General features: G+C 41.1%; 11 protein-coding genes. 10 read left to right on the top strand and 1 reads right to left on the bottom strand.

Features of this window, described 5'->3' with window-relative positions; genetic code table 11:
* The first annotated feature begins 81 nt into the window (after positions 1–81).
* The 10 genes from obgE to J7Q78_RS02340 all read left to right on the top strand — a co-directional run bounded on the left by obgE (position 82) and on the right by J7Q78_RS02340 (position 12,392).
* Positions 82–1,374, top strand: coding sequence for a GTPase ObgE (gene obgE / locus J7Q78_RS02385; protein WP_154242097.1), 1,293 nt, complete (start codon positions 82–84; stop codon positions 1,372–1,374).
* A gap of 142 nt (positions 1,375–1,516) precedes the next feature.
* Positions 1,517–3,445, top strand: coding sequence for an acyltransferase family protein (locus J7Q78_RS02380; protein WP_154242096.1), 1,929 nt, complete (start codon positions 1,517–1,519; stop codon positions 3,443–3,445).
* A 33-nt stretch (positions 3,446–3,478) separates the two neighbouring features.
* Positions 3,479–4,417, top strand: coding sequence for a ribonuclease Z (rnz, locus tag J7Q78_RS02375; protein ID WP_154242095.1), 939 nt, complete (start codon positions 3,479–3,481; stop codon positions 4,415–4,417).
* A 4-nt stretch (positions 4,418–4,421) separates the two neighbouring features.
* Positions 4,422–5,231, top strand: a complete 810-nt coding sequence (locus J7Q78_RS02370) for an SDR family NAD(P)-dependent oxidoreductase (RefSeq protein ID WP_154242094.1) — start codon at positions 4,422–4,424, stop codon at positions 5,229–5,231.
* Positions 5,232–5,242: 11 nt separating this feature from the next.
* A complete protein-coding gene (locus J7Q78_RS02365; protein WP_154242093.1) occupies positions 5,243–5,647 on the top strand; it encodes a LapA family protein in 405 nt (134 codons plus the stop codon).
* A 202-nt stretch (positions 5,648–5,849) separates the two neighbouring features.
* Positions 5,850–8,435, top strand: coding sequence for an ATP-dependent chaperone ClpB (gene clpB / locus J7Q78_RS02360; protein WP_208422344.1), 2,586 nt, complete (start codon positions 5,850–5,852; stop codon positions 8,433–8,435).
* Positions 8,436–8,794: 359 nt separating this feature from the next.
* Positions 8,795–8,977, top strand: coding sequence for a 50S ribosomal protein L32 (gene rpmF, locus J7Q78_RS02355; RefSeq protein ID WP_004270395.1), 183 nt, complete (start codon positions 8,795–8,797; stop codon positions 8,975–8,977).
* A 107-nt stretch (positions 8,978–9,084) separates the two neighbouring features.
* Positions 9,085–9,636, top strand: coding sequence for a DUF1836 domain-containing protein (locus J7Q78_RS02350; RefSeq protein ID WP_154242091.1), 552 nt, complete (start codon positions 9,085–9,087; stop codon positions 9,634–9,636).
* Positions 9,637–9,836: 200 nt separating this feature from the next.
* Positions 9,837–11,369: a glutamate/gamma-aminobutyrate family transporter YjeM gene (gene yjeM, locus J7Q78_RS02345; protein ID WP_154242090.1), complete on the top strand. Its 1,533-nt coding sequence runs from the start codon at positions 9,837–9,839 to the stop codon at positions 11,367–11,369.
* Positions 11,370–11,516: 147 nt separating this feature from the next.
* Complete coding sequence (locus J7Q78_RS02340; protein ID WP_154242089.1) at positions 11,517–12,392, top strand: hypothetical protein; 876 nt, start codon at positions 11,517–11,519, stop codon at positions 12,390–12,392.
* Between the two features lie 47 nt (positions 12,393–12,439).
* On the opposite strand, the gene J7Q78_RS02335 is transcribed toward J7Q78_RS02340, so the two are convergent.
* Entirely contained in the window at positions 12,440–12,616 is a 177-nt protein-coding gene (locus J7Q78_RS02335) for a YjzD family protein (protein WP_004270393.1), read from the bottom strand.
* Between the last annotated feature and the right edge of the window lie 101 nt (positions 12,617–12,717).

Raw genomic sequence — 12,717 nt, 5'->3', positions numbered from 1 at the left:
TTTAGCCAGTTATCTGTTTACTTTTAGTCTTTTTTTCGGTAGTATATAAGGTACTGTTTAACGATGAGAAGGAGTCAAAATATGTTTGTAGATCAAGTCAAAATTGATGTGAAAGCTGGTAAAGGCGGCGATGGTGCAGTTGCATTTCGGCGTGAAAAGTTTGTGCCACTTGGCGGACCAGCCGGTGGCGATGGTGGTCGGGGCGGAAGTGTCATTTTGGTTGTAGACGAAGGTTTACGAACATTGATGGACTTCCGTTACCGTCACCACTTTAAAGCCAACAGCGGTGGAAATGGTCAGAATAAGCAAATGTACGGCCGTGGTGCCGAAGATACATTTGTCCAAGTCCCTCCTGGCACAACGGTCCGCGATGCCCAAACCAATGAATTACTCGGTGATTTAACTAAAGATGGCCAACAATTAGTAGTCGCTAAGGGCGGGCGCGGTGGCCGTGGCAACATGCATTTCGCTAACGCCCGCAATAGTGCCCCAGAAGTCGCCGAAAACGGTGAACCTGGTGAAGAACGCAGTATTCAACTTGAATTAAAAGTGCTTGCTGATGTTGGATTAGTTGGTTTCCCATCTGTTGGAAAATCGACATTATTGTCTGTGGTCACAAGTGCTAAACCCAAGATTGCTAGTTACCAATTTACAACGTTGGTGCCTAATCTTGGGATGGTTCAACTCGATGATGGGCGCGACTTTGTCTTAGCCGATTTACCTGGGTTAATCGAGGGGGCTTCAGATGGTGTTGGGTTAGGGATTCAATTCTTGCGGCACGTTGAACGAACGCGGGTTGTCTTGCATTTAGTCGAAATGGATAATCAAACCGGTCGTGACCCATTTGAAGATTATCAACAAATTAATCATGAATTAGAAACCTACGATCCCAAAATCTTAGAACGGCCACAAGTCATCGTGGCAACTAAGATGGATTTACCGGGTTCTGCTGAATTATTAGCCGAGTTTAAACAAAAATTAGCAGCTGCCGGCGATTCACATGAGATTTTCGAAATTTCAAGTATTACGCATCAAGGGGTTCAACCATTGATGAATAAGACAGCTGACTTATTAGCTGAAACGACCGAATTCCCAATGGGCGACGTCGAAGAAGTTCAAACACAAAAACTTTATCAATATCAACCAGAAGCACCTGCTTTCAATATTGAACAAGATGAATACGGCACGTTTATTGTGTCTGGTGACAAGGTTGAAAAACTCTTCAAGATGAGTAATTTGGATCATCAAGATGGTGTTATGCGTTTTGCGCGGCAATTACGTTCAATGGGGATTGACGACGCCCTACGTGAAAGTGGCGCCCATGATGGCGATTTAGTGGCAATTGATAACTTTACGTTTGAATTTGTTGAATAATAAGCACGTCAAGAAAGGAAGACATTCATTTTTGGATGCTTCCTTTTTCTATGGAATGCATAAAATAACGGGGCTTAATGTAGGCACATCACTAAAATATTGTTATAATAGCAATTATTAGAATGTAGAGTAGGTTGAAAAAATGGCGGGTAAGAAGCGTTTAAAGAATAGTCGATACATCACTGGTTTTGATGGTTTACGCGCAATCGGCGTAATCGGGGTTATTTTATACCATCTAATGCCATATACTTTTACTGGTGGTTATTTAGGAGTGCCGATTTTCATGGTGGTTTCGGGATATCTGATCACCGATTTATTGGTTCAAGAGTGGGAACAAAATCAATGGATTAATTTAAAAAGTTTCTACTTACGTCGGGTGAAACGATTGTACCCAGGCCTGATAACGATGCTGTTTGCAACGGGAGCGTATATTACGCTGTTTCAGCGAGAAATGTTGCACCAACTCAATCAGATCATCATCACGAACATTTTATACGTTTATAACTGGTGGCAAATTGGACATGGACAGTCATATTTTGACCGTTTTGCCAACAATGAATCACCGTTCACCCATTTGTGGACGCTATCGATTGAAGGTCAGTTCTATCTAATTTGGCCCTTTATTGTTGTGGCCTTGATTATTGGTGTTAAGAATAAAAATCGCATTGCCCAGATATTATTAGCAGTCAGCATTATTTCAGCAATTTGGATGGCAATATTGTATCAGCCCAATGCGGATCCTAGTCGTTTGTATTATGGTACTGATACACGAGTCTTTTCAATTTTACTAGGCGCAGCGATGGCGTTTGTCTGGCCATCAACAGCGCTTAAGCAAAAGATTGTGCTTAAACAGCGCCTCGTCCTCGATGGGATGGGGTTAGTGAGCGTACTTAGTTTAATTTGGTTAATGGTTAAATTGAACGCCGAAAGTGGTCTTGTATACCGTGGTGGCCTCTTTCTGTTTAGTGCCTTAGTCTGTGTTTTAGTCGCAGTTGTCGCCCATCCAGGTGCTGATTGGAATCGACTATTGACCAATCCAGTCTTTAACTGGTTAGGTAAACGGAGTTATGGCATTTATTTATACCAATTTCCAGTTATGATTTTTTTTGAAGGACTCTTCAAGAATGTGGCGGATCATCCGGTATTGTATCCAGTCATTGAAGTGGTGATTATCTTTGGATTAACCGAGTTATCTTACCGCTTTATTGAACAGCCGCTGGCACAGTATCACTACAACCAGCTATGGCACCAGTTGAAACAATTTACGCAACATCCGCATTGGAACCGAGTAGTCGCGCGAATGAGCGGACTAGCAATTGTCTTTTTAATTGGATTAGTCGGCGTATTTCAAGCCCCCTTCCAACCGGCTCCAGACACGCATAAGTCGGCATTGGCGGTCAATATTAAGCAGAATCAAAAAGCGAATCAAAAGCGCAAGGATGCATTGCTTAAAAAAGCAAAAGCCAAAAATAAGGCTAGACAAACAAACGTATCATCTTCAAAAGCTGAAGAAGCGGCCGAGGCGGCTGCCCAAAAGCATCCAATCAACCAAGAGTTTGAAAAATACGGCTTGAGTCAAGTCACGATTCAACGGGCCCAGAATATCTCGGTGACTGCGATTGGTGATTCGGTTTTACTCGATGGGAGTCAAGCTTTACAGAAATTGTTCCCTAATATGCTAGTTGACGCGGCTGTTGGGCGCCAACTTTATCAAAGTATTCAAATTGTCAAAGATTATGATCAAAAACAAGCCCTTAGCGATACGGTGTTGGTTAGCTTAGGAACAAACGGGGCCTTTACGCAAGAGCAAATGGCGCAATTTATGGCAGCCATTGGGCCAAAGCGGAAAGTCTACTGGCTCAACGCATTTGTCCCAACGCGACCTTGGCAAAATGATGTTAATCAGACGCTTAATAATGCAACTAAACAGTATCCAAACTTAACGGTGATTGATTGGTATTCACAAGCGGCCAAACATGGCGACTGGTTCTACCAAGATAAGGTGCATCCGAACCCAACTGGGGTAAACGAATATGCCGCCATTGTCACCAAAGCCCTCGCGGCAAAATAAAGCGTTGAATTAAAGACAGATTGGAAGAGCTAAATGGAATTAGAATTTTTAGGAACAGGTGCTGGCGTCCCAGCACGACAACGTAACGTGACGAGTGTCGCGTTGAAATTATTGGATGAAAGAAATGAAGTGTGGCTGTTTGACGTTGGTGAAGCAACCCAACATCAAATTTTAAAAACGACATTAAAACCGCGCAAAGTTAAAAAAATCTTCCTGACCCACTTACATGGCGACCATTTATTTGGCCTACCAGGTTTTTTATCAAGTCGCTCTTTCCAAGGTGGTGATGAACCACTTACGATTTACGGTCCTAAGGGGACTGAAGAATACGTGCGGACAAGCTTGAAAATCTCAGAGAGTCATTTAACGTATCCGTTAAATTTTGTGGTGCTACCTGAAGAAGGTGTTTTGGTTGATGACGCGACTTTCCGAGTTGAATGTGCCAAATTGGATCACCGGATTGCCAGTTATGGTTTCCGGATTGTTGAAAAGGATCATCCGGGTGAACTGCAAGTTGAGAAATTGCAGGCAGATGGTGTTCCTGCAGGCCCAATATATGCCAAGATTAAAAAAGGCGAAGTGGTCACACTGGCGGATGGCCGTCAAATTGATGGCAAAGATTACATTGGACATGCTCAAAAAGGCCGGATTGTTACCATTATTGGGGATACCCGGCAATGTCCACCAATTGCCCGGTTGGCCGCCAATGCAGATGTCTTAGTGCATGAAGGAACCTTTGGTAAACAAGAACAAAAGATTGCCCGGCAGTACTTCCATTCAACCAATATTAATGCAGCGAAAGTCGCAAAAGCTGCGCATGTGAAGCGGTTGTTATTGACACATATTTCTGCTCGGTATCTTGGACAAGCGGTACGAGATTTACAAAATGATGCCCGTACTATTTTTAAAAATACAAAAGTGGTTAGTGATTTAGATACCTATGACATTCCATTCCATGGTCGAAAGGAGTAAACAAATGACTAAATTAGCAGCATTGCGCGATTTAAACCGTAAAATTGTGGTGATTACTGGGGGCTCGTCTGGCTTAGGCCGAGCAATTGCCTATGAAGCCGCTAGCAAAGGGGCGATTATTGTTGTTTTAGCCCGTCGTGAAGCTGAATTAGCAGCGGTCCGTGAAGAAGCACACCGCCTTTCAGGGCAGCCTGCTTATGCCTATGTCCTTGACGTGAGTGATCCAACAGCAATTGAAACGGTTGTGGCTAAGGTCCAAAATGAAGTCGGAATTCCTGATGTGTTAGTTAATGCTGCTGGTTTTGGGCGCTTTGAAAATGCATTTGATACAGCGATGACAGTTGTTGAGCAAATGTTTCGGGTCAATGTACTAGGCTTGATGTACATGACGCGTGCTTTTGGCCGGATGATGATTGAACAAGGCGGCGGGCACATCATTAACATTGCCTCCATGGCCGGCAAGATGGCGACACCTAAGTCGGCCATCTACTCGGCAACTAAGTTCGCGGTAGTTGGCTATTCGAATGGCTTACGCTTAGAATTGAAACCATTTGGTGTTCAAGTAACCACCGTTAATCCGGGGCCGATTGATACAGCTTTCTTTGATATCGCGGATAAGACTGGTAATTATTTGAAATCGGTTGATTGGGTTGTTTTGGATCCTGATCAACTCGCTTACCGGATTGTGAAAGCGATTGGCCATGCAAAACGTGAAATTAACGCACCATGGTTGATGGCAATTGGTGCTCAGTTTTATCAACTGGCACCACACATTGGGGACTATGTTGCTGGTAACTTATTGAATAAGAAGTAGGGGGCAGTTTTATGAAAAAACAAGGTCGATTAATCACAGTATTGGTGTTAGCATTAATTGTCGTGATTTTTGCCGTATTAAATGTTGAACCAGTGGCCATTAACTTTGGGTTTACGCATGTTAAGTGGCCATTGATTATCGTAATTTTGGTATCATTATTGATTGGCGCCATCATTACCTTTTTGGCAGCAACTGGCAGCACGTTGAGTCAACGGAAAACGCAAAAGGAAATGACAAAAGAAATTACCGAATTACGCGATAACCAAGCTGCTCAAATTAAAGCAGCAGTTGAAGCGGAAAAATTGAAGCAGCAAAAAGCATTTGATAAGGCGTTAGCGGACAAGGAAGCTGAAGTTCATGAATTACACGCTAAAATTAATCAAATCACACAAACAAGTGATCACCATAATGCCTAAGAATGGGGCTAAGACAGACGTTGTCTTAGTCTCTTTTTTTGGCTAATTTGCAACAAGTCTCCGGTTGCCAGCACGAACTCTCCGCCTTAAGTCTGATTTATAGGCGAATCACTTGAAAGTTTGACCTATTTTGACTATTATAGAATTAGTCAGAATAATCTGACTTCTAACTTACAAAATAACTGAAAAAGGAATGACGTCTATGAATCCAGAACAAATGACACAAGCTGTCCAGGATGCACTTGCACAAGCGCAGAAAATCGCGATGACGCGTCATCAAACTGAAATTGATATTCCCCACCTCTTTAAATATTTAGTCCAACCACAACAATTAGGCCGTCAAATTTACCAAGAAGCCGGGGCAGATATCGATGCCCTTGAGGCAGAGATTGATCGTGAAATTGATGCAATTCCAACGGTTGAAGGTCAAACAAATTATGGACAAAACATCTCACAAAATTTGTACCAGGTGTTGACCGCCGCTGAAAAATACAAAACAGAATTCCAAGATGAATTTTTATCAACTGAAACGGTTATCTTGGGCTTAATGGGCTTGAAATACCAAGCCTTGGTCCAATATTTACAGAAACAAAATGTTACTGAACAAAAATTAAAGAAAGTCATTACTGACTTACGAGGGGGACAACGTGTGACATCTAAGAATCAAGAAGATAATTACCAAGCACTTGAAAAATATGGGACGGATTTGATTAAAGCGGTTCGTTCTGGCAAGGTGGATCCGGTCATTGGCCGGGACGAAGAAATTCGCGATGTTATTCGAATTTTATCGCGGAAAACAAAGAATAATCCCGTATTAATCGGGGAACCAGGGGTTGGGAAAACGGCGATTGTCGAAGGCTTAGCTCAAAGAATCGTTCGTAAAGACGTGCCCGACAACTTAAAAGATAAGACGATCATTTCGCTTGATATGGGGACGTTAATTGCCGGGGCCAAATACCGTGGTGAATTCGAAGAACGGCTCAAAGCAGTGTTGCAAGAAGTTAAGAAGAGTGAAGGACGGATTCTAGTTTTCATCGACGAAATTCATACAATCGTTGGCGCTGGTAAAACCGAAGGCAGCATGGATGCTGGCAACCTCTTGAAACCAATGTTAGCGCGTGGTGAATTACACATGATCGGTGCGACAACGTTAGATGAATACCGGCAAAATATTGAAAAAGATAAGGCACTTGAACGGCGTTTCCAAAAAGTACTTGTTCAAGAACCATCCGTTGAAGATACGATTAGTATTTTACGTGGTTTGAAGGAACGGTTTGAAATCTTCCATGGTGTTCGGATTCACGATAATGCGTTAGTCGCAGCTGCAACGCTGTCAAACCGCTACATTACTGATCGATTCCTACCAGATAAAGCAATTGACCTCGTGGATGAAGCTAGTGCCAATATTAATGTTGAAATGAATTCACAACCAACAGAATTAGACCAAGCAACGCGGCAATTAATGCAACTTGAAATTGAAGAAGAAGCTTTAAAGAAAGAAACCGACGCTGCTTCGCAAAAACGATTGGCTGAGACGCAAAAACAATTAGCTGATTTACGCGAAACAACGAACAATTTGAAGATGCGATGGGAAACTGAAAAAGAAGATTTAAATCGTATTAATGACAAAAAAACAGAAATTGATGCCGCAAAACGGCAATTAGAAGAAGCACAGGGAAATTACGATCTAGAGACTGCTGCTAAGTTACAACATGGGACGATTCCACAGTTAGAAGAAGAGCTTGCTAACCTTGAAAAAGCTGAAAAGCCAGAGGACTGGATGGTTCAGGAGTCTGTCACTGAAAATGAAATTGCAACAGTGGTTAGCGCCCAAACTGGTATTCCGGTTGCCAAATTAGTGGCCGGTGATCGGCAAAAATTGCTTCGCCTTGCGGATGTTCTACATGAACGGGTGATTGGTCAAGATCAAGCCGTTAATGCTGTGACAGATGCCGTATTGCGTTCACGAGCTGGTTTACAAAATCCAGATCGGCCACTGGGCTCATTCCTCTTTTTAGGACCAACAGGGGTCGGGAAGACGGAATTAGCAAAAGCGTTAGCTGAGAATTTGTTTGATTCGGAACGGCATATGGTCCGTATCGATATGAGTGAATACATGGAAAAATATGCCGTATCACGGCTAGTCGGTGCCGCCCCGGGCTACGTTGGTTACGAAGAAGGTGGCCAATTAACTGAAGCAGTTCGCCGTAATCCCTACACGATTGTGTTATTGGATGAAATTGAAAAAGCTCATCCAGATGTCTTTAACATTTTATTACAAGTGTTGGATGATGGTCGGTTGACAGACTCGCAAGGACGAACGGTTGATTTTAAAAATACAATTATCATTATGACCTCTAATTTAGGCTCTGAAATCTTATTGGATGGTGTCGATGACGACGGTCAAGTTTCACAAGCGGCTAAAGAAAGTGTTCAAGCCTTGATTCAGACGAAATTCAAGCCAGAATTCTTGAATCGTATTGACGATACAATCATGTTCACCCCATTGAACTTAGATGATATTCAAGCGATTGTGGTCAAGATGCTTCATGAGTTATCAGAACGTTTATCGGATCAAGAATTGACCTTGACGATTTCAGATGCTGCTAAACAATGGGTAGCAGAAGAAGGGTACGATCCTGCGTTTGGGGCCCGGCCATTACGGCGCTTTATTACAAACCATATCGAAACCCCATTGGCTAAAGAAATTATTGCCGGACATATGTTACCAGGAACAACGGTCGAAATTAATTTAAAAGATAATCAGTTAGTTTTTGAAAATCGTTAATGAGTTAATTAGGCGCTGCAAATTTGATTTGCGGCGCTTTTTTTTGATATTAAGCATGGCGCATTACTGGTAGCGCAATGCTTGGTGGCACTTTGATTAAAAACGCAATCCAGACTGTTAATGATGACTAAGGCTAGTGCCACTTTGGAAGTTGGCCATTGCGAAGCGTTAATCAATTGTTTTTCTGGAATTGACTTGCTCTCAGCGGATAAACATAGTATTATAGAAGTCGCGGACAAAAGTAGCGGGACACGTGATGATTAAAAAATCAATTTGAATGGGATTGAGATAATCCTTGCCAAATTCCCCGAGTTCGGTATATCATTAATGAATCTAAGATATAAAGGAGTCTGAAAATAATGGCAGTTCCAGCAAGAAGAACATCAAAGACGAAGAAACGGATGCGTCGTGGTCATATCAAATTGAACACACCAAACGTTCAATTCGATGCAACTAATGGCGAATACCGTGTAAGTCACCGTGTATCACCAAAAGGTTTCTACAAAGGCGAACAAGTTGTTACACCAAAAGCTAACGACTAAGCGTCAGCGAGAGTTTCTGTATCGGAAACTCTTTTTTTATACACTTTTCTAGTTTTGAATACTAGATAGTGCTATAATAAATATTGAATAATAGGATATTGATAATTATGAAAAATGAAGACCTACACCAAAAACTCAATCGTTTACAAATTATACGCTTACCACGTTGGACGGACTTGCCTGATTTAGCGCTATATATGGATCAAGTCGTTGGTTATATTAATCAATCCTTAAACGCATTAAGCTTAGATGAAATCACCGCCGCGATGATTAATAATTATGTCAAAAAAGAAATTGTGGCCGCGCCAATTAAAAAACGGTATGCCAAATCGCAAATTGCTCAAGTGTTGATGATCGCCTTATTGAAAACGAGTTTTTCGATTGAAGAAATCAAACAATTGATGACTGTTGAAATGGTCCACCGAAATGAAAAGCAATTTTATGATTATTTTATCTTAACCTTTTTAGCAGCAATTCATCAGTTAGATGAAGATTACAGCCCCTATGAGCAAGAAAAAAATCCAGCGGGGACATTGGTGACGGCCACCCAACAAACGCTCCTCAAAATGGCATGTCAGAGTGTGGTGTATAAGATTGCGATTGGGATTACTTTAAAAAAATCAGCGGTTGACGAAAAACTAGCTGTGAAAAATAAGTAATTGACTAGAAAATGAGATTTGAATTAAAATTCACAGATAATTCAATTACAAAAACGGTGAATTCGTTTACCTCTTTCAGGTTTCGCCGTAAAATATAGGATAATTAATTAGTTTGTTAACAAATGTTAATGGGCTAATTTTTATTCAGCAGATTAATCATTGTGATCAAGTCTGAAGAAAAAATGAAAGCGGTGGTTTAGGTGGCAGAAAAGAAGAAGACGAATAAGTTAACGCTCGGTGCGCTTATTTTAATGGTCTTTACGTCAGTCTTTGGATTTACGAATATCCCACGGGCGTTTTACCTGATGGGATATGCATCAATTTTTTGGTATGTTTTAGCAGCTGTTACCTTCTTTATTCCTTATGCATTTATGCTTGGAGAAATGGGAGCGGCCTTTGGTGAAGCAAAAGGGGGCATTTATTCTTGGATGGAGCGATCCGTCAATGCTAAATTTGCTTTTGTCGGGACATTCATGTGGTTTGCTTCGTACATTATTTGGATGGTGAATGTCGGCAACGGAATCTGGATTCCATTATCAAATGCCATTTTTGGGGTTGATAAAACACAAGAATGGTCAATCTTTGGTTTGACAAACGGGGTACAAACACTCGGGATTTTAGCTATTATTTGGATTATTGTCATTACCTTTGTCACGTCAAAAGGACTTGATAAAATCAAGAGAATCACTAGTATCGGTGGTTCAGCCATTACGTTAATTAACGTAATCTTATTCTTGGGTGGTTTATTAATCCTTGTGTTAAATAAAGGTGTCATGGCACAACCGGTTACAGCACACGCATTTTTCCAATCACCAAATCAAAGTTATACCTCAATGATTCAAGTCTTTAGTTTCGTTGTATTTGCCATTTTTGCTTATGGTGGGCTTGAAGTTGTTGGTGGATTAGTTGATGAGACCGAAAATGCTAAGGTTAACTTTCCAAAAGGGTTAGCCATTTCAGCGGTTGTTATTGTGGTCGGCTATGCCATTGGGATTTTTATGATGGGGACTTTCACAAATTGGAAATTTGTCTTTACCGATGGTGGTGGTTTCGCCAAAGCAACGGAATCAAATGCAACGGTTACTTTGGGGAACGTTGCTTATATTGCCATGAACAACATGGGTTACCAATTAGGGCTAGCAATGCATTTAAGTCAACATGCTGCTATTCAAGTTGGGATTTGGCTCAGTCGTTACATGGGACTTTCAATGTTCTTAGCACTTAGTGGCGCTTTCTTTACGATTATTTTCTCGCCATTAAAAACAATTATCGAAGGGACCCCTGCTGCCTTTTGGCCTAAGTCATTTACTAAGAAAAATAGTAATAACATGCCAGTCAATGCCATGAAAGTGCAAGCTGCAATCGTCATTGTCATTATTGCATTTGTTGCTTTTGGTGGTAAGAGTGCTGCTAAGTTCTTCGACATCTTAACGGCGATGACGAACGTTTCAATGACGTTACCATACATGTTTGTGGCTTACTCATACTTTGGCTTCAAAAAGGACGAAAGTATCGAAAAACCATTTACCATTTATAAGGGCAAGACCTTCTATAAATTCTGTGTCTGCATGGTCATGTTTACAGTCGGTTTTGCGAACGTCTTTACGATTATTCAACCGGCAATTGACGGTAATTTAAGTCAAACAATTTGGTCAGTTGCTGGCCCAATTTTCTTCACAATTGTTGCATTATATATGTTTAACCGTTATGAAAAGAAAACAAGTTTAAAATAAGTGTTTAAAAGAGCGGCTATTAAGTGGGCGCTCTTTTTTAATGGGGCTTAAAAAATGTGACACTTCGTCGTTTTAGCTTGAATTGTGATTCTAAAAGGGTTAAGCTAAGATTTCAACGAGTTAAATTTCAATGAAAAGGTGACGAATATGAAAAAAACAATTGTTGGCTTAGTGACTAGCTTAGGGTTAATCAGTCTACTGGCTGGTTGTGGGTCGACCAAATTGACAACAACTAAAACAAACTATCGCCAAAATGGCATGGTGGCAGTCGTAAAAGGTTCGACAACAAAGAAAGCAGATTTAAAATACCGGGTTAATAATAACCATTTTCAAAAAGCGACGGTCAAAGATGGGACTTATGTGATTCAAGTACCAACAACGACTAACAAACAAACGGTAACCGTGCAAGCTAAAGCAAACGGTAAAACGGTTCAAAAGAAGGTATCGATTGCAGCTAGCAAGTCAGTTGGTCAATATGCTAAGATTGCAACACAATACAACCAAGCCTTAATTGGGATGGCATTATCTAAAACTGACCAAACTAAAGCCCAAGAATTGCAAAAGCAAGCAGCCGCAGCCAAAGCCGGCCAACTGGCACCAGCTGATTTGATGGCGCTTAAGCAGAGTCAACAAGAAGTGCAAGCAGCCATGCAAAAGGCTCAACAGTCTCAAAAAGATCAATTGCTGCCGACGACCCCTAAAAATGGGGTTACTGAATGGGTTGCAACAAAGCATGTGACAATCCGCGGCTCTGTTGATAATCAAGATGTGATGGGGATGACGCTCATTACACCGGTTAAAGCATTGAAGGACAAAGCAGCGCTTAAAGATTTTGGGACCAGTTTTGCACTGATAGCTCAAGCAACAGGTGCTGATTCCCAAAAAGTGATGTCTGAATTCAGTGATTATACGAAGAAAAATAAAAAAGGTAGTCAAACGACGATGAAGACCATCGAATCAAATGGGGTGAAGTTCAATACCGGCTTTTCAACAAGCGATTTGTATATTTACATTACCAAATAAAGCATCCAAAAAGGGCCGCAACTTTTTGTTGCGGCCCTTTTCGGTATTTATTTAGCTGGATCTTTTGGTAATACAAGGGGTAAAAAGTTGAGCAAAAGTCCAAAGATAACCGAGACGATGACGGTTGTTTGAATATTAAAGCCGGTTTTCGTTAGTTTAGAACCAATAAATCCAATGACAAACCCAAAAATCAATGTCCAAAGTAGATTCATGACGTATTTCATAGTTGGCCTTCTTTCTTTGATTCAGTTCTATGATATTGTAACACGTTTTCCAAAGAGAATCATTTGAAATAATTTGTTATACTAAAGGTAATCGAATTAAC

Origin of the sequence: Latilactobacillus fragifolii (genome assembly GCF_905332535.1) — a bacterium.
Taxonomy (GTDB): Bacteria; Bacillota; Bacilli; order Lactobacillales; family Lactobacillaceae; genus Latilactobacillus; species Latilactobacillus fragifolii.
Note: the sequence above shows the minus strand (reverse complement) of the source record. Positions and strands in the feature narration are given on the sequence as shown.

Excerpts from the sequence above, each read along its gene's own strand:
- J7Q78_RS02365 (WP_154242093.1), top strand. The coding sequence starts at position 5,243 with ATGAAAAAACAAGGTCGATTAATCACAGTATTGGTGTTAGCATTAATT.
- clpB (WP_208422344.1), top strand. The coding sequence starts at position 5,850 with ATGAATCCAGAACAAATGACACAAGCTGTCCAGGATGCACTTGCACAA.
- J7Q78_RS02335 (WP_004270393.1), bottom strand. The coding sequence starts at position 12,616 with ATGAAATACGTCATGAATCTACTTTGGACATTGATTTTTGGGTTTGTC.
- rnz (WP_154242095.1), top strand. The coding sequence starts at position 3,479 with ATGGAATTAGAATTTTTAGGAACAGGTGCTGGCGTCCCAGCACGACAA.
- obgE (WP_154242097.1), top strand. The coding sequence starts at position 82 with ATGTTTGTAGATCAAGTCAAAATTGATGTGAAAGCTGGTAAAGGCGGC.
- J7Q78_RS02370 (WP_154242094.1), top strand. The coding sequence starts at position 4,422 with ATGACTAAATTAGCAGCATTGCGCGATTTAAACCGTAAAATTGTGGTG.
- rpmF (WP_004270395.1), top strand. The coding sequence starts at position 8,795 with ATGGCAGTTCCAGCAAGAAGAACATCAAAGACGAAGAAACGGATGCGT.
- J7Q78_RS02340 (WP_154242089.1), top strand. The coding sequence starts at position 11,517 with ATGAAAAAAACAATTGTTGGCTTAGTGACTAGCTTAGGGTTAATCAGT.
- J7Q78_RS02380 (WP_154242096.1), top strand. The coding sequence starts at position 1,517 with ATGGCGGGTAAGAAGCGTTTAAAGAATAGTCGATACATCACTGGTTTT.
- J7Q78_RS02350 (WP_154242091.1), top strand. The coding sequence starts at position 9,085 with ATGAAAAATGAAGACCTACACCAAAAACTCAATCGTTTACAAATTATA.